Source organism: Glaciihabitans sp. UYNi722 (genome assembly GCF_040549465.1).
Lineage (GTDB): Bacteria > Actinomycetota > Actinomycetes > Actinomycetales > Microbacteriaceae > Lacisediminihabitans.
Window position 1 is genome coordinate 1 of record NZ_JBEPTL010000035.1, and the last position, 17,227, is coordinate 17,227.

Annotated in this window: 14 protein-coding genes and 4 pseudogenes; 8 read left to right on the forward strand and 10 right to left on the reverse strand. The window is 63.3% G+C overall.

Annotated elements, in window-relative coordinates; translation table 11 throughout:
• Positions 1 to 143: 143 nt before the first annotated feature.
• Positions 144 to 341 carry a hypothetical protein gene (locus ABIB56_RS18515; RefSeq protein WP_502917623.1) on the forward strand — a complete coding sequence of 66 codons (198 nt, stop codon included), beginning with the start codon at positions 144 to 146 and terminating at the stop codon, positions 339 to 341.
• Positions 342 to 887: 546 nt separating this feature from the next.
• On the opposite strand, the gene ABIB56_RS17485 is transcribed toward ABIB56_RS18515, so the two are convergent.
• The 4 genes from ABIB56_RS17485 to ABIB56_RS17500 form a co-directional block, all read right to left on the reverse strand.
• Positions 888 to 2,495, reverse strand: coding sequence for a GMC family oxidoreductase (locus ABIB56_RS17485; RefSeq protein ID WP_354570506.1), 1,608 nt, complete (start codon positions 2,493 to 2,495; stop codon positions 888 to 890).
• Between the two features lie 517 nt (positions 2,496 to 3,012).
• A complete protein-coding gene (locus tag ABIB56_RS17490) occupies positions 3,013 to 3,420 on the reverse strand; it encodes a hypothetical protein (RefSeq protein ID WP_354570507.1) in 408 nt (135 codons plus the stop codon).
• A gap of 4 nt (positions 3,421 to 3,424) precedes the next feature.
• Entirely contained in the window at positions 3,425 to 3,568 is a 144-nt protein-coding gene (locus ABIB56_RS17495) for a hypothetical protein (RefSeq protein ID WP_354570508.1), read from the reverse strand.
• Between the two features lie 16 nt (positions 3,569 to 3,584).
• Positions 3,585 to 4,777, reverse strand: a protein-coding gene (locus ABIB56_RS17500) for an IS3 family transposase (protein WP_354570509.1) whose coding sequence is annotated in 2 segments (ribosomal slippage) — positions 3,585 to 4,496 and positions 4,499 to 4,777 — 1,191 coding nt in all. Because the reading frame shifts where the segments join, the coding sequence is not laid out codon by codon here.
• Between the two features lie 283 nt (positions 4,778 to 5,060).
• Here ABIB56_RS17500 and ABIB56_RS17505 point away from each other — a divergent pair.
• Complete coding sequence (locus tag ABIB56_RS17505) at positions 5,061 to 5,837, forward strand: N-acyl homoserine lactonase family protein (protein ID WP_354570510.1); 777 nt, start codon at positions 5,061 to 5,063, stop codon at positions 5,835 to 5,837.
• Between the two features lie 67 nt (positions 5,838 to 5,904).
• On the opposite strand, the gene ABIB56_RS17510 is transcribed toward ABIB56_RS17505, so the two are convergent.
• Positions 5,905 to 6,078 (reverse strand): hypothetical protein, encoded by a 174-nt coding sequence (locus ABIB56_RS17510; protein ID WP_354570511.1) that lies wholly within the window; start codon positions 6,076 to 6,078, stop codon positions 5,905 to 5,907.
• Between the two features lie 113 nt (positions 6,079 to 6,191).
• Between ABIB56_RS17510 and ABIB56_RS17515 the strand changes: the two are divergent.
• From ABIB56_RS17515 to ABIB56_RS17525, 3 pseudogenes are all read left to right on the forward strand, one after another.
• Positions 6,192 to 7,447, forward strand: a pseudogene (locus ABIB56_RS17515) (IS3 family transposase).
• A gap of 72 nt (positions 7,448 to 7,519) precedes the next feature.
• A pseudogene (locus ABIB56_RS17520) lies at positions 7,520 to 8,083 on the forward strand (transposase); the annotation flags it as partial.
• Between the two features lie 100 nt (positions 8,084 to 8,183).
• Positions 8,184 to 9,044 (forward strand): annotated as a pseudogene (locus ABIB56_RS17525) (IS30 family transposase); the annotation flags it as partial.
• A gap of 54 nt (positions 9,045 to 9,098) precedes the next feature.
• On the opposite strand, the pseudogene ABIB56_RS17530 reads toward ABIB56_RS17525, so the two are convergent.
• From ABIB56_RS17530 to ABIB56_RS17545, 4 genes and pseudogenes are all read right to left on the reverse strand, one after another.
• Positions 9,099 to 9,602 (reverse strand): annotated as a pseudogene (locus tag ABIB56_RS17530) (transposase); the annotation flags it as partial.
• A 316-nt stretch (positions 9,603 to 9,918) separates the two neighbouring features.
• Positions 9,919 to 10,941, reverse strand: coding sequence for an alpha/beta hydrolase (locus tag ABIB56_RS17535; RefSeq protein ID WP_354570513.1), 1,023 nt, complete (start codon positions 10,939 to 10,941; stop codon positions 9,919 to 9,921).
• Positions 10,934 to 12,739, reverse strand: coding sequence for a glycoside hydrolase family 3 protein (locus tag ABIB56_RS17540; RefSeq protein ID WP_354570514.1), 1,806 nt, complete (start codon positions 12,737 to 12,739; stop codon positions 10,934 to 10,936). Before ABIB56_RS17540 ends, ABIB56_RS17535 begins: the two co-directional genes overlap by 8 nt.
• 58 nt (positions 12,740 to 12,797) lie before the next feature.
• Positions 12,798 to 14,153, reverse strand: coding sequence for an MFS transporter (locus ABIB56_RS17545; protein ID WP_354570515.1), 1,356 nt, complete (start codon positions 14,151 to 14,153; stop codon positions 12,798 to 12,800).
• Positions 14,154 to 14,339: 186 nt separating this feature from the next.
• Between ABIB56_RS17545 and ABIB56_RS17550 the strand changes: the two genes are divergently transcribed.
• Together ABIB56_RS17550 and ABIB56_RS17555 are read left to right on the forward strand one after the other, a co-directional pair.
• Positions 14,340 to 14,960, forward strand: coding sequence for a TetR/AcrR family transcriptional regulator (locus ABIB56_RS17550; RefSeq protein ID WP_354570516.1), 621 nt, complete (start codon positions 14,340 to 14,342; stop codon positions 14,958 to 14,960).
• 197 nt (positions 14,961 to 15,157) lie between these two features.
• Positions 15,158 to 15,808 (forward strand): MBL fold metallo-hydrolase, encoded by a 651-nt coding sequence (locus ABIB56_RS17555; RefSeq protein ID WP_354570517.1) that lies wholly within the window; start codon positions 15,158 to 15,160, stop codon positions 15,806 to 15,808.
• Positions 15,809 to 15,823: 15 nt separating this feature from the next.
• On the opposite strand, the gene ABIB56_RS17560 is transcribed toward ABIB56_RS17555, so the two are convergent.
• On the reverse strand, positions 15,824 to 16,459 hold the full coding sequence (locus ABIB56_RS17560; RefSeq protein WP_354570518.1) for a TetR/AcrR family transcriptional regulator: 636 nt from the start codon (positions 16,457 to 16,459) through the stop codon (positions 15,824 to 15,826).
• Between the two features lie 102 nt (positions 16,460 to 16,561).
• Between ABIB56_RS17560 and ABIB56_RS17565 the strand changes: the two genes are divergently transcribed.
• Positions 16,562 to 17,215 (forward strand): peroxiredoxin-like family protein, encoded by a 654-nt coding sequence (locus ABIB56_RS17565; RefSeq protein ID WP_354570519.1) that lies wholly within the window; start codon positions 16,562 to 16,564, stop codon positions 17,213 to 17,215.
• The last annotated feature ends 12 nt before the right edge of the window (positions 17,216 to 17,227 follow it).

Sequence of the window (17,227 nt, forward strand, 5' to 3'; positions counted from 1 at the left end):
CATCATCGCCCACCCGCAAGGATTAACACGGGAACGCCAAAAATCGTCCAAAACACGCCGAAGACAATGAAATAAACACGACTGTAGTACTAGGCGAGTTCGTCAACGCCTACCACCACCACCACCGGCACACCGGCATCGGGATGCACACCCCAGCCGACGTGCACTACGGCCTCGCTGACCAGGTCGACCATGACCGGGACGCCGCACTCGACGCGGGCCGCCGCGCCCACCCCGCACGATTCGCAACCCGCGCGCAGACACGACCCAAAATCCTTGACCGCGACCCCGCAGCCTGGATCAACCAGCCACCCGCCGACGAAGTCGAACTCGCCGCCTAACACCCACCGGCCTCACCCACCTTGACAAATTCCGCCACGTGACCGTGCCCGTCGGCGAGGGAGCGAACGTCACCATGCTCGACGGCGCCGACCTCGCCACGGCCATTGCCGCACATCCTGACGACACGAAGCGGCGTTCGCCGAATCTAAGTCGACCATGTTCCCGTGAAGCGAGGCCGAAAGCCTCGCCGCCCGCGAGACCGTCGACCTCATTTTCGGCTCCGACGCACGCCACGCCCTGGCCAACCTCTTCAACACAGTCGACGAAACCGAACCTGCATAATTCGAATGCGAGCCGGGAAGACCATAATGCGGTCATCAAGACCAGCACGGCCCTTGAGGCCGGAACCCACAGGAGGCCGGTCCGAGACCGCCGAACCCAGCCCGTACCTTATGTCGATGACAAGATGTTCCGTGGACTCGAGCGACGTCGACTTTGGCCTCGATCTCGCAACTAACCCGAGTCGCGTGTCCTGGCGACCACTTGACTTTGCCGCAGAAGGGGCAGGACTCACAGGCGAACGGGGACCGTGGAATCGACGTCCATTAGTTCAACGCCTCGGACGAGGCAGCAAGCCTGGATCGGTCGAGGTCGGTCTGGATGAAGGTCGCACCCTGCTCGCCGACGACCACGCTAGGTGCCATTGTGTTTCCCACCGGTACGTGCGGGAAGACTGACGCGTCGACGACGCGGAGGTTCTCAATCCCGTGGACCCTAAGTCGGGAGTCTACGACCGCTTTCTCGTCAGAACCCATAGCCGCGGTTCCGCATTGGTGCCAGAAGGTCTGCACACCTTCTCGCACGTAGAGTTCGAGTGCGGCCTTGTCGGCTGCGGCTGGCGGAAAGACCCGCTCGCCGAGGAACGGCGCTAGGTGGTGGCTGCCACCAATTGCGGAGATACGTTCGATGACTTCGAGGACGTCGCACAGGTCATCCGGGTGAGTGAAATAGCCGGTCTCGATGACGGGTGCATCCGCAGGTGTCGCAGAGGCAAGGCGCACTCGGCCGCGACTGCGCAGTCGAACTCCGACCAGGAATGTGACGGCTTGCTCGGGGACGCCGCCGCCCGCGACAATATTCGGCGACACGACGGGAGACGCTTCGACATATGTGATGACGGCCGGGCCGGAGGCGCTGCTGAGATTCCAAAAGACGCCGGTGGCAGCCTGCATCGGCGCAGGGAGTTCAACCCTGTCCACGACGCCCCAAACCACTGGAATGTTAATGTGGTCGTGCAAATTGCGCCCTACACCGGGAAGATGGTTAATTACGTCGATGCCATGACTCTGCAATTCGTCCCGGTCGCCGATGCCGGACTGCATGAGAACCTTTGGCGTGTTGATCGCCCCGAGTGACAACACCACCTGTTCCCGGGCATGAATAACTGTGCCGTCTACAAGTCGTACCCCCACTGCCCGATTCTCGTCGAAGAGAACACGCGCGATCTCAGTGTTCGTGCGAACGACGAGGTTGGTCCGTTCGAACATGGGAAGCACGTAGGACCGGTAGGGCGACTGGCGACGGCCGTCGTGCACAGTGGAATCTCGCATGGACGTGCCCTCTTCGCCCTCCATCAGGGCCCCATTCAGGCTCGTCGTCCGAGGGATACCAACCTCCTCGGCGGCATCCTGCACCGCCGTGAAGAACGGGTGGTCTTCCGCGAAGGGTTGCACCCACACGGGGCCGTTGGTGCCGCGTCGATTGTCGGGTGCACCGTGGTAGCATTCAATGCGGCGATAGACGTCGAGAACGTGCGGGTAATCCCAGACGTTATCGCCGGTCAAACTAGCATACGAATTCCAGTCCGACTCGTGCCCGCGGGACCACACGGAGACGTTCACGCTTCCGCCGCCGCCGAGACCACGCCCCATGGGGTAGTAAGTTGGTCGTCCGCCGAGGGCGTCTTCCGGAGTGGTCATATAGTTCCACATAGCGTCTGTGCCAAAGTTGGCTGGCCAGAGAGCAGGGTTCTGGATGGTCTCTCGCTCGTCGGTCCCGCCTGCTTCCAGCAGCAGTACAGAGCGCGTCCCGTCTTCAGCGAGGCGTGCTGCGACGACGGAACCGGCCGAGCCGGCGCCGCAAACGATCACGTCAACGTAGGTCTCATCGAGGTCGGAATTACCCGTGGCAGTCGCTTCGGTGGGAGGAGTCATCCGATTAGCTTAGCCAACATGCTTGTACTAGGACCGACGGGGCTCGACAGTAGTCTCACCCCAAGGTGTGCGGTGGGCAGCGGTCGTGACTAGAGAAGCTCGCCCGGGGCAGCCACTTTTTTAGGGGATCCATCGTGCTCGATTGTCAGACGACATGCGTGGCGAGCAGGCTGAGCGCTGCGACGACGAGGCGGCGGAGGTTGGGTGCCTCGTCGGCAAACCTCTTCCGCGCGGCTCGCGACCGGTTGGTGTCGAGCGAGGTCGGGTGGTGCGTCCTCGAGGACAATCACCGTGGCAGGAATGCTCTTGGGCCACGTCATCGTGCCGTACGTCAGGTGAGTCGGGCCATTTTGACCGCCTCGACCAGGAGTTGTCGCGTGGCATCCGTCTGGTCTCGTCCGTAAAGGGTCAGTCGCCCACGCGAACGAGGTGCTTCACGCGCAGGTATCGCATTCGCATCCAATGCAACCAGGCCAGCTCCTGCTGGGGCCCCGGCGGATTCGTGACCGGCCAGTGGTCACGCTGATCGTTCGAGGGGGAACGGGCGATCGCCCCACCAGCCGAGGCCGGTTGTGTCACAGGCCAGGCGATAGGAGCTGCTTCCTAGCGGCTCGGCGACGGTGAAATCGGCGATGTCGATGCCGAATTCTGCGGCCGTGGGTTCGTCAGCGTGTGCGCCGATGAATTGTCTGCCGGAGGCTTCGACGCGGACGCCGACGGTGGGCCCCCAGGGCGACTTATAGATGAGGCAGAAGCCGTCGTCGAAGGCCCATCCGTCGTGAACTTTCACTTCTTCCGCCTCGGTCGGCCCGCCTGCTTGGAGGCGGTCGAGGCAGCTGAGGAGGGCCGACTCCCCCCAAGACTGGTTGGGATTCCTATGCAGCTGGTCGATGAGGGAGAGGTGTTCGGGGGTGACTTTGATCACAGCGCTAATCATGCCGGGGTGGGCGCCGGCTGACGTAGGCGATGAAGGTGGCGCCGGCGGTCTGGCGGTGTTTGTCGCTGACCTGGTAGCTGTAGTTGAGCGAGTCCGGGGCTGACTGCGGGGGGTCTGCCCAGACTTTGGTTGACACTGGGGGTGGGTTGTTTCTACGCCGCGTGTGCGGCTGAGTAGATTGTCTCAAACTCGACCGGGGTGAGCTTCCCGAGAGCCCGTTGCCGGCGGCGGCGGTTGTATTTCTTCTCGATCCAGACGACCATCGCGAGGCGCAGTTCCTCACGTGTGTTCCACCGGCGGGTGTTCAACACGTTCTTCTGGAGCAGGGAAAAGAAGGACTCCATTGCGGCGTTGTCGCTCGAGGACGCGACCCGGCCCATGGAACCCCGGAGGCCGTTGTTCTTCAGAAGCCGCACCACCTTCTTCGAACGAAATTGGCTACCCCTATCGGAATGGGCGATCGTTCCGGCCGGAGCGGAGAGGCTGATCGCGTTCCGGTAAGCGGCTGCGGCGAGTTGCGAGTTCATGCGGGTATCGATGGAGTAGCCGACGATCTTGTTGGACCAGCAATCCTTGACCGCACACAAATACAGCTTGCCTTCGGTGGTCCAGTGTTCGGTGATATCGGTCAACCACACCTGGTCCGGTCCCGTCGCGACGATGCTGAAGTCGTGGGTGACTCGCCCGTTGTCGTGGACGACGCCGAGGAGGTCGTCGTGAACGGCGGGGCCGGGTTTGTTGCCCTTGCCGCGCCGTCGGTGGTGGGAGGCCTGCAGCCCGCCGATGGCTGCCAGGCGCCACACCCGGTTCTCGGACGCTGTCGAGCCCTGGTCGGCGAGCTCATCGGCGAGGAACCGGTACCCCAACGTCGGGTCGTCGGCATGGATTTCCCGCAGCACGTCGATCAGGTGCGCGTCGTCCCAGTCCCTTTGGGACACGGGGTCCCGCAACCATTTGTAGTATCCCTGGGTTGATCGGCCCAGGACCCTGCACGCCACCGCGGCCGGCACCCTGACAGGGGCACCGGGCGCGGCCATCTCACGGACGAGCGGGAAGACTATTTTCCCGGCAGGTTCGCCTGCGACAAATACGCTGCGGCCCGCCGCAGGACCTCGTTCTCCTGCTCGAGGAGGCGGATCCGCTTCCGCGCCTCGCGCAGCTCCGACTGATCGGCTGCGGTGACGCCGGGGCGGTTACCGTCCTCGATGTCGGCTTTTTGCATCCAGCCATGCAGAGAGCCTTCGGAGATCCCGAATTCCTTCGCGATCTGCTTCAACGGTGACTGGCTCTTCCGGGCTACGGCCACGACATCGTCACGGAACTCTTTTGGGTATGCCTTTGCCATGATTGACATCCTTCCAGCGAGAACGAATCCTCACAGGTCAGGTGACAACCAAAGCCTGGGCAGACCCCTCCGGTATCGGCTACCAAAGCCCAGTAGAGTACGAAGGCCGCCAGCTCACACTGGCGGCCTGACCAACTAACCACCTGTCCGGCGCCCGGGGTCAACCTCAGGGAGACCTACATTGGCAAATGTGTGTTTTTCTCCTGCCAAGCCGAACACGGACAAAAATCTTCTAGCCATGTCCTGTTTACAGGATACATCGTGAAACGAAGGAGTATTCGAAATGTATGGTCAGCTGCTGCACTCTCTCGAAATGTTTGCCTGCGGCGAAATAGTCGTACTCAACGAAGATGTCCATGTGGGTGGCGTGGGGCTCGTTCGCCTCCCCGTCCCTGTCGCTTTGCTCGTGTATCGCGATCGTGTTGTCTTGATCGACACCGGCCTTAGCCCACTGTCTGTTGATGGCGGCCCGTTCTCTCCTTACGCATTTCTCGACGGACGAGTTTCCACGGTTCATTCCGCGGAAAATTCATTGGTTACTCAGCTAGGGCGACGCGGGTTCGTGCCTCGGGACGTCACCGATGTGATCATCACCCATAACCACTTCGAGCATACGGGCGGTATGGCATTGTTCCCGCAGGCCACATTGCATATCGGAGCGGCGGATTGGGCCACGGCTCAAAGTTCTACCGGTCCATTTGCCGCAATGTACACACCACTGAAGATGGCACAGTCCAGTCCCCGAATCGAGTACGAGCGCGACAGAGACCTTTTCGACGATGGCGTTGTCACGGTGTTGGCGCTCCCAGGTCATACTGTTGGCACGCTTGGGGTTCTGGTCACCCTCTCGGGGCAATCTGTCGCAATCACGGGCGATGTGGCTGAAAGTGAGTCAGCTTTCCTTGCAGAAGCCGCCGGGCCCAACGATGTCGATCCGAAACAGGCCTCTCAATCCATCCGCCGTCTAAAGGAAGTAGCCGACAAAGTTTCCGCAACTGTCTGGATATCCCATCAAACGGCAACCTGGAATCGGTGGCGCACGGGTTCCTCTCCGTCCTGACGCCCTGGTTAGATTTTCGCGTCGAGCGATGAGACTTTATGCTTCATTTCCCCGGACGCAATTAATGTTAATAGCTCCGGCTCAAGAAGCTCGTGGGCTCATCCGAATTGAAATCGATGAGATCGCGAAAACAAATATCGGTCGGCATATTCTGCTCCTGAGACCTGTAATCGGCCTCAAGAACGCTCTGCTCAAGCGAGACCTCGGCGACGGCCCGGCCGGTGTTGACGACAAGGTTCACGGCCTCATCCTTAAACTCCCGACGCACTCTTTTCACGATGAACATCGGGCCTTGACCCTGGATCGTGGACACGCTGATGCCAGTACGATGCTGGGGAAGCGAGAATTCAAGGCATGGCAAGGAAGAACTACACGGACGAGTTCCGTCGGCGAGCGGTGGACCTGTTTGAGTCGACGCCGGGCGCGACGCTCAAGGGCATCGCCGTCGATCTCGGGATCTCCCGGGGTGCGTTGAAGGAGTGGGTCGGCAACCTCGGCTCCGGGATGATCACCGTTGGTGCGTCGACGGTGTCGACGGTGGGGCGGCCGGAGTCGCAGCCGGCGCGGATCGTGCGGCTCGAGACCGAGCTGTCCGCGTCCCGGTCCGAGAAGCGCAAGCTCGAGACGGAGCGGGACATTCTTCGTCAGGCGGCGAAGTATTTCGCCGGGGAGACGAACTGGTGAACCGCTTCCAGTTCGTTGAGGACCACAAGGACGCCTATGGCGTGAAGCGGTTGTGTGAGGTCATTTAGATCGCCCGGTCATCGTTTTACGCGTGGCTCGCCGCCGCGCCCCGGCGAGCCGCCAGATCAGCTGACGACGCTGTGCTGGCAGACCGGATCCGGGTGCTGCAAGATCCGGAGCAGGGCGGCGATCGTGCGTACGGGGTACCGAGGATCACCGGGGATCTCAACGACGGCGTGCCGGCCCCGCAGAGGGTCAATCACAAGCGTGTCGCGCGGGTGATGCGTGAGCACCAATTGGCAGGGATCCGGCTGCGCCGCCGGGTCAAGACGACGATCCCGGACCAGTCCGGGCGCCGGTTCCCCGACCTGATTCAGCGGGACTTCACCGCCGACGAGCCGAATCAACGGTACGTGGGCGACATTCCCCAGCCCGGCAGGGGCTGTGGGCCCACCTACTTGCCGATCGCGGACGGCAGCAACCTCTACCTCGCGACCATGATCGACCTCTGCTCCCGCAAGCTGACCGGCTGGCAGATCGCGGACCACATGCGCGTAGGGCTCGTCGAAGACGCCCTCCACGTCGCGGCTCACGACCGCGGCAGTCTCGCTGGCGCCGTGTTTCACAGCGACCACGGATCGGTTTACACCTCCAAGGCCTACGTGACGCTCTGCAAGGAATTGAAGGTCATCCAGTCCATGGGTGGGATCGGGTCAAGCGCCGACAACTCACTGGCCGAGAGCTTCAACGCAACCCTCAAACGCGAGCTCCTTCAAGGCCGGCCGACATTCCCGGACCAGGGCACCGCCTACCAGGCCGTGTTCCGATGGGCAAACCGCTACAACACCCGAAGACGCCACTCCGCGATCGGCAACATCAGCCCGAACGCCTACGAAGCAGCGGGGTCTGTACGTTTAACGGTGTAACTCCAGTGAAGGAGAAACCCGATGGAACCGCAGGTAGAAGAAGTGATGGTGTCCGACCCTGAGCAGGGCGAGGTGCCAGCTGTGGAGGGACCGTCGGCGGAGGCGCCGCTGGTCGTGGACCGGGCGCTGGTGGCGCGGCTGTTCGGTGACGCCCAGCGAGAGGGCGTCGCGATCGATGGTGAGGGCGGGCTGCTTTCGCAGCTGACCCGGCTGGTCGTCGAGTCGGCGCTCGAGGGTGAGTTGACGGCGCATCTCGGTTACGAAAAGCATGAGCGCGTCGGCGAGGACGGGTCCGAGAATGCCCGCAATGGCACGAGAGCGACGACGGTGCTGACAAAGGCTGGCCCGGTGAAGATCGATGTTCCCCGGGACCGGGCAGGGACGTTCGAGCCTGTGGTCGTGAAGAAGCGGCAGCGGCGCCTGGGCTCGATCGAGGACATCGTCCTGTCGCTCTCAGCGCGCGGGTTGACGCACGGGGACATTGCCGCGCACCTCGCCGACGTGAACGGGACCGAGGTGTCCAAGACGACGATTTCAACAATCACGGACAAGGTCCTCGACGGGATGGCGGAGTGGCAAGACCGCCCACTGGACTCGAGGCGGTTTCTAGCCATCGTTGCGAATCTTCGAGAAGGAGATTCTCGTGTCCCGTGGCGGAGCTAACAGGGCCCCACTTGATGTCAAACGGAGGTACATCGAGTTGATCCGGCAGGGCCTGACAGGGTCGGCTGCGTCGATGGAAGTGGGTGTGTCGCTCAGCTGCGGCTCGTTGTGGTTCATTGACGCTGGCAGCGTGCAGGTCACCGAAACCGTCCCCATCAACCCTCGATATCTGAGCCAGGACGACCGGATCGAGATCGCCGAGGGCCTGACCTCAGGCGAGGCAGTCAAGACGATCGCGGTCCGGATCGGGAAGAGCTATCAGAGCGTTTACCGCGAGATCGCGAGGAACCGGAAAGGCGATGGTCGCTACCAGCCGTGGTTCGCTCACAACCAGGCGCACCGCCGACGGAGACGGCCCCGAGCACGCGTGTTCGAGACGGACCGGAAGCTGCGTGATGTCGTCGCCAAGCAGCTCAAGAAGCGGTGGTCGCCTGAGCAGATCGCCCGTTGGCTGCGACGGTACTACCCGGGCCGGAAGGCGTGGCACGTGTGTCACGAGACGATCTACGAGGGCATCTATCGCGGTCTGATCGTCCCGCCTAAGCCGGACGTTCTGCGAACGGCTAGGGTCTATCGGCATCGACGCGGGCGAGGCCGCTCCCGGGAGGGGTCGATGAAGCAGTCCACATCGATGCGGTCGATCCACGAACGCTCGACCGTCGTCGAGAGCCGGCGCTACTCCGGGAACTGGGAGGGCGACCTCATCATCGGGGCGGGCCTGCAGTCCGCGATGATCACCCTCATCGACCGGCGAACCCGGTTCGCCAAGCTCGTCCGAATCGAGGGTCGCCGCACGGCGCAGAATGTCGGCGACGCCCTCATCCGCGCCTTCGAACACTTGCCGGCGCCGTTGCGGAGAACACTGACCTGGGACCAGGGCAACGAGATGTTTCACCATCCCCGAATCGAGGCAGCGACCGGGATGAAGATCTACTTCGCGGACTCGCACTCGCCCTGGCAGCGTGGTTCGAACGAGAACATGAACGGGCTCGTCGAGGACCCGGTCGGTGACTTTCGACACGAGCTCCCGAGAAATCTCCTGTCCATAGACATCGGCCAGGTGCGCTTGGATATCTCCGGTCGTCATGCCCTTGGCATAGAGCGAGACGACGGCCTCGTCGAACCCGGCAATGCGACGCTGGTACTTCGGCACGATCGCCGGCTGAAACGACCCCTCCCGATCCCGTGGGATCTGCACGGTGATCTCGCCGATCTCGGTCCGCACCGTTTTCGGCGTCGACCCGTTTCGTGAGTTCTGCCCGTTGCGGCCGTCGACCTCGTGCTTGTCATAGCCGAGGTGGTCGGACATCTCGACTTCCAGCGCGGTCTGGAGGACTTGGCGGGTGAGCCCGGTCAACAGGCCATTCGGGCCGGTCAACTCGATGCCCTGCCCCTTCGCGGACTCGACCAGCTCCGCCGCTAGCGCGGCGAAGTCCGTCTCGGCCGGCAACGGTCTCCCCGTCTCGGGATCAAAGCGGACATGTTTCTGGATGTCTCTGCTCATGCGTGATTCTCCCCATCCCACAGCCGATGGCTGCGGATGTCACGCCGACGCAGTTACACAAGATTTCTGACAGACCCCGTCGGAACGAAAAGTGTCCGCCACGCCATGATGGCCGACAGCGCCGGGAGTCGTTTTCTTTCGCCGGTTGGATGTCGATGCGTGCAGGCGTGTGTATTCCCACGGGAGGCCTTTTCTCGGGAGCGGTTTCTTGCGCCGCCTGCCACCCGGGTGGTTCCTCGGCGGGTTTCGCCGTACCGGCACTGCTGGTGTGCACAGGGTTAGTGGCCACAGTGTGCGGTTGCTGTCAGGTGCCGAGAAGGGTGCTGATGAAGTGGTCTTGTTCGTGGAGGGTGTCGAGGTCTTCGGGGGTGGTTCCACCGAAGCCGAGGTGGGGTCGTCCCTCGAAGATATGGCATTCGACGGGGATGCCGGCGTGGCGGAGGGTGCGGTGCATGCGGACGGTGTTGGACAGGTAAAGGTCGCGTGTGCCCGATTGCAGGTAGGTCGGGGGGAAACCGTCACTGTAGTTCGCGAAAAGGGGGGACAGGAGCGGGTCGGTGAGGTCGTGGCCGCGGGCGTAGAGCCGGTTCACGGGGGCCAGGCTGTGGAGGGTGTCGATGCCAGCGAGGGTAGAGAAGGTGTCACCGGATTCGGTGAGATCGATCTCGGGACTGATGAGAAGAACTCCCCGAGGTAACGGGAGGCCTTCGTCTCGGGCGTGCAAAATGGTAGCGGCAGCGAGGTTCCCTCCGGCGGAGGCGCCGCTGAAAATAATGCTTTCTGCCGGGTAGTCCTGCAGGAGGGTGCGGTAGACGGTGACGCAGTCATCCAGGGCCGCCGGATAGGGGTGGTCAGGGGGCATCCGGTAATCGATACCGACAATACGAAGCCTGCGGATGTCGGCGAACACTCCGGTCAGGGCCCGGGCGAGGGCGCCACCGCCTTGGTAAAGGCCGCCGCCGTGAATGTCGAGGATCACCATGTTCTGCCCTTTGGGCCGGATCGTGGGTGGTTCGGCGGTGAAGCACGGAACGCCACCTATTTCGGTGTCGGTGATCCGGGACCGGATGGAACCGGTCAGGTGCTCGATCATCGTTCCCACACCCGCATCGAGGGTGGTGACGAGGTTCCGCCAGCCGTCGAGATCGTCGAGATCGGGGAAATTCGGTGCGGGGGTGCGGGTGTGGAGAGACCGTCGAGCGTCAGCGCTAAGCGAGACGGGCGCAGGGATCAGTCGCGGAGGAACATGGAACCCTTCCGGCGTCGCCTCTTCCGGCGTCGCGTCCACCGGGTCATCCGTCGGCACGGGGGTGTGTGGTTTAGGCATCGGTGTCCCGTCCTTGGTTGGTTGCGGGGATGTCGAGGCCGTGGCCGAACCGGAACAGCGGGTTGGCGCTGTCGAAGGGTACATCTGACGCTTGGGCGATGACGGCTTCGGGGGTGCTAGGGATGTCGAAGGGCAGTTTCCCGTGCGCGGATGTCACCCCGAACAGCACATCGAGGACGGCGTCGTCCGAGGCCCCGTAGTCGACGAGGACGGTCGTGGCGAGGCCGGTGATAGGCGCCAGGAGTGCGGGGCGATCCAGGTATACGTCCACCACGGTCGGAACGGTGTCTGCCAGGGCCCGCAACCGGGTAAGGGTGTCGGGGGAGAATTCCAGGCTTCCGGCATGGAAATACGGGGCGACCCCGCCGGTGCGTGGATCGTAGGGTGCCTGGATGCGAACGATGGCGACGTCAGCGTCTGCGGGGTCGGTGACGATGACCGCGTATCCGGTAAGTGTCGTGTCGGTCAGACCCTCTGTGTAGACGCGGAGGCCGCGCCGCAAAGGTAGCGCCGCAGGTCCAGTGCGGGAAGTGGTGAGGACGGTCAGGGAGGCGCGTTGAGCTGCGAGGCCGGCGTCCTTGAAGGAGGTGTTGCCGATAACGGCTTCTGCCCGGTCCTCGTCGACGAACGGGTCATCGAAGAGACCGAGAACGAATTTCTCGCGGAGCAGCCGGGTCGCGGATTGGTCGATGCGTTCCTCAGTCAGTTGGCCCGATCGGACCAGCTCAACAAGCAGGTGCGTGCAAAACTCCCCACCGACCTGGTCCGCTCCGGCGTCCACGATCATCCTCAACCGTTCGCTCGGGGTAAGGTGCTCGACCCCCCATGCCCGGGCGTCGATTCGTTCTCCTTGCACGATGGAGTCGGTCACGATGCTCCAGTCGGTGCAGACGATGCCGTCGAAACCTAAGCGTTCCCGGAGCAGACCGGTGATCACGGATTTGTTGAACCCGAAGCCGACTTGCTCGTACTCGGTTCCGATCGGCATCCCGTAGTACGGCATCATCTGCGCGGTGCCGGTAGCGATCGCGGCGACGAACGGTCGCAGATGGTAGTCGAAGTTATGCCCGGGGTAGACCTGTTCGCGGCCGTAGGGGAAGTGGGCGTCTTCGCCGTCTTTTTGCGGTCCTCCGCCCGGGAAATGTTTCGTCATAGTGGACACCGAAGAGGGTCCGAGGGTGGGGGTTTGGAAGCCACGAATGTAGGCGGCGGCGAGGTCGGAGGTGAGGTCGGCGTCTTCGCCGAACGTTCCCACGATTCGTGCCCATCGTGGTTCCGTCGCCAAATCCACCTGCGGGTGCAAGGCCACCCGAATACCAGCGGCAACATATTCTTGCCTGGCGATGTCGGCAAACTGTTGCACGAGGGCCGCCGAGCGGGTCGCGGCAAGGCCCAGCGTTTCTGGCCATTGAGAAAACGGGCCGGCGGCCATCGCGGCGGCAGGGTTGTCGGTGAACCCATGTCGCGGATCGGTGGACAGCGTCACCGGGATACCCCACCCCGTGCCCCGCGCCAGCTTTTGCACCCGGTTGTTCCAGGTCGCAAAGTCCCGGCCGCTGCCCGGGGAGCCCACCACGTTGAAATGCGTCATCCGCCGCTGAAGGACCATCTGTTCCAGGGACGGTAACCCCATGACGGACAGCTCGGCGGACGGGTCGCCCATGAGGGTCATGCTCTGGAACATCAGGCCGACCTTGTCCTCGGTGTCGAGCCGGGAGAGGAGGTCGCTGACCCGCGTCTTCACCGGCAGGCGGGCGTCGTGGTAGGGCAGATTCCGGGCAGGTATGGGATCGGTCATGGGACGCTTTCTTGTCGTGCGACGGCGGAACAGTGAGGGAGCGGGTGCAGCTTGGCGGTTAGCGGGATCCGGTGACTCGGAGATGGATGACGAGGCCCCCGGCGAGGGTACAGACGGCGGCGAGGATGAACAGCAGCCCATAATTTTTCTGATCCGAGGTGGCCCCGATCACCAGGAACACGGGAGCGATGAGGGGGGCGATCGCTTGGCCGATCTGGAGGGCGAGTTGGTTGATGCCCACGAATCGGCCTGCGTTCTCGTCCCGTTCGGGCAGAATGTCGAGCACGATCGCTTGGTCCACGGCGCTGAAAATTCCGGTGCCGATGTTGAGGACCACGAATCCGACGATGACGACCCCGATACTCGGGGCGAATGCCAGGATGACAGCGCCGAGGGCGAAGACGGCGGAGGCGACGAGCACGAACACGCGGCGCCGGTGGAGCCGGTCTGAGAGGAACCCGCCACCGAGTGCCCCGATTGCGGCAGCACCGACTCCTGCGAGGGAAGCGATCGCGAAGAGGCCGGCGACCCCGGCAACAGTGGTTCCGGCTTTCTGGGCGAAGTAGAACGATGTGAACGTGGTGCTGAGACTCAGGGCGAAGTAGACCAAAAAGCGCCCAAGCCAGTTCCAGGCGAACGCCGGGTATTTTCGGGGGCTGAACACGTATTTGGGAAGAAGGGTCCCGATCGTCGTGCGGGTGGCCGCGGGGAGCGAGCGGGAATCGCTCTCGTGGGAGAAGACGACGAACACCAGCCCAAGGAGCACCCCGACACCGCCAGGGACGAGGAACAGCAAAACATTGTTCCCAACGAACCCGGAGGCAATGCCCACCCCGGCGACGGGGGCGACCAGTTGGACGAAACCGACGAACCCGGACACCCGGCCGCGCTGGGATTCCGGGAGACGGTCCGCTTGCACGTTGACCAGCCCGGCGAGGGCGTTCCCGAAACCGAGCTGCGCCAGCAGCCACCCCAACCCCAGCAGCGGAATACTCGGGGCGGTGGCCATGACGATCAGCGACCCCAACCCGATCAGGCTGCCGATGAGGATGAAGGGGCGGCGGCGCCCCAGTCGGGATCGGGTGGCGTCGCTGAGAACACCCACCAGGGGAATCGACACCAGAGCGGCAATCGATCCGACACCCAGGATGTAGCCCAAATCCTCTGCGTGGGCGGGAGCGAGCTGTTGCACGCGCACGGCCAGGGAAATCCCGACCGGGGCGATGAACGCCAGGTAGAGGCCGAAGGTACTTAGAACGACGAGCCAAATGAATGACACTGACACTCTCGGCCGGTGGTCCTCCACGGCCGCTCCCGGCATCTGCGCCAGCCCGGGGACGGCATCGAAAAGAGTATTCTCGATGCCCGGTTCCGGGGCGGGTTGGTCCGGACGGGGCTGCTCGGGATGGGGCATGTGATCCTCCTTGATCAGGTCTCCTGAGGTCCTCGACGGTCCCGGGACGCGCGGGGGAAAGTCGATTCCAGGAACCTAACACGAAACTCGCGCCGCGAAGGTATTTTTGTGGATGGGGTCCGGTCGTGACGTGGAGGACAATGCACAAGGGCCTCTGGGCTTTGATGACGTTGAAGGGGGTTACCGATGGCGACGGGTGCGGGAAGTCGTGGTCCGTACGCGAAAACGGTTCTCATTCGCGAGCGGATCACGGCCGCGGCGATGGACGTGTTCGCGGAATCGGGGTTCCGTGCGGGCACCATGAAGAACATTGCCGAGCGCGCGGGAATCAGCCAGCGCGGTCTCGTGCATCATTTCGCGACCAAAGAAGAACTGCTCTCGGAGGTGTTAGCTGCTCGCGCCGCAGAAAGCAGCAGGATGATGCACGCCGGAACACCGGTCGAGGTGCTGGAGAGCGTCATCGAGATCATGGTCGACAACGCACGCCGACCCCGCCTCATCGAACTCCACAGCGCCTTATCGGCCGAAGCGACCGCCATCGACCATCCCGCGCACGCCCACCATGCTCAGCTGCTGCAAGCGTGGCGTCTCTACCTGACCGAGGTCTTCACCGAACTGGAATCTCAGGGCGCCCTCCTGCCGGGCATGAGGCCCGACATCGCCGCCGCCACCCTGGTTGCCGTCCAAGATGGTATCCAGATCCAATGGCTCTATGACCCACACCTGGTTGACATGGCCCGCGTCGTGACCGATTACATTACCGCCGTCGCGCCCGGGATCATTTTCCGGCACCCGGCCCAGAAATAGAATCCCGATGCTATTTTCAACGGGTGTCGCCTGGACGCACCAGTTGCCGCTGGTGCCCCCGGCGGCGCTGACACCCCGGAATCCCGCGGTCGGGGACGTATCTCCTCGCGCTGCCCTGCTGGCAGGCGCGTGCGAGGCAGGCTTAGCGTCGGGTCTACACTTTCATCGACCACGCTCCCGTGGACAGCAAGGAGATCATGAACATTCACACCATCCGTCACGGATTCTCCACCGCGTACCTCATTGACGACGCCGGACGGTTGATGCTCATCGATACGTCTGTCCCCGGGACGGCGCCGTCAATCATGGCCAAGATCAACGAGGTCGGCGGAGAGCTGTCGTTGATCGTCTTGACCCATTGCCACTACGACCACTCAGGTTCCGCGGGCGCCGTCCGCGAGAGGACCGGGGCAAAGATCGGTATTCATCGTCTCGATGCCCCGCAGCTTCGTCAAGGCGGTTTGGTCACCCTGGAACCCACCGGCACTGTTCCGCGCATCATGAAACGATTCTTGGGAGGCACACCCATCCCGCCCACCGAACCCGACTTTGAATTCGAAGACACCGAAGAGCTGTCCGAGTTCGGTGGTTTCGGGAACACGTTTTGGACCCCCGGGCACACGCCCGGTTCTCAGAGCGTCCTCCTGCCCGATGGGTCAATCATCGCCGGCGACGCCCTGGCGGGCGGATTCATCCGGCCGGCCCACGCCCACGGACCCATGTTCGTCACCGACACCAGCGCGGCCCGGCAGAGCATCACGGACATCGCCCGCCGTGCCACGAACGGGGTCTGGGTTGCCCACGGCGGACACCTTCGCCAACGCTCCTTGGACGACCTCTCCCGCTGAAACCACTCCAGGGGGTCACGCCGGAGCGTGACTCCAGAGTTGGCTGATGGCTGTGTCCAGGGCGTGTTGGAGGTAGGCGACGTCGCGGTGGGCGTTGCCGAGCAGCAGCCCCCCTTCGAGGGCGATCAGGACGGTTCGGGCGAGTCGGGCGGGTTCCGCAGTCTGCGCAAGGAGTCCGTGGAGCTGCATTTGTTGCAGGCCTTGTCGGAACGCCATTTCCCAGTGGTCGAAACTTGCCGAGATGGCTCGTGATGTCACGGCGTCGTGGGAGGCGATTTCGTTGACGAGTGAACCTAGTGGGCAACCGCCGCCGCAGTCGCGTTCGGCGTGGTGCGCCACGACGCCGTCACGCCAGGCCAGCCATCCCGCCCATGTGGTGAGGTCACCGACCTGGAGGACCTGTTCGGTCTGGTACTCGATCACGGCCGAGACCAGCTCGGATTTGTCGGTGAAGTAGTGGTAGACCTGCGATTTCCCCGCTCCTGCTGCCATTCCCACGTCGTCCAGGCTCGTTCCTCCGACACCCTGGGCATGGATGAGGCCGGCCGCCGCGACGAGGATCCGTTGCCGTGTCGCACGCCCCTTGGCTGTCCGGGCACCGCCCGAGAGAAGCGCCGGGGCTGCCTCGGGGGTTGTTTCAGGTGATCGCATCCGGCCACCCTACCTGTTTTGTACTTGACAGTACATTTTGTAGTGGGCATGCTCGTTATAGTCCCGGATTCGGGGCGTCCGATGCGAAGGAGCAGAACCCTGATGTCTACCACCTCCCCGATTGCCGATCAGGTTGCTGACATGACGTCGGCGTCCACACCGTCCCCGGTGGGGGAGGCGTTCGCGCGGGCCCGGCAAGCCAAAGTCGACGCTGGCCACGGTGTCCTCGCGGACGTCGGTTCGCTGTTCCCCGACGCGGACCTCCTGACCGAAAACGGTTCGGCGACGACGTTTGGGAACGAGGTCGATGGGCGTGCGGCGGTGGTGATTTTTTACCGGGGTGCTTGGTGCCCGTACTGCAACGTGGCGCTTCGCACGTACAACGCCGAGCTCGCCGGCCCGTTGGCGGCGCGGGGGATCGCGTTGGTCGCCGTCAGCCCGGAGACCCCGGATGGGTCAAAAGCAATGAAGGACAGCAACGAGCTGGCCTTCACCGTGTTGTCCGATCCGGGAAACCAGCTCGGACGGGCTTTGGGAATCGTCAATGTCGCTACCCCGGCGGAGCTTTCCACGAACGAGCAGATCGGTTTCGACTTGGGGAAGGCCAACGCTGACGGAACCACCGACCTTCTCTTCCCGACCGCCGCAGTCGTCGACGCTGGCGGGGTGCTGCGCTTCTTGGACGTGCACCTGGACTACACGACCCGGACGGAACCCGGCGACATCCTCGCCGCTGTCGACCAGCTTCTGCCCTGATTCCCGGAGGCC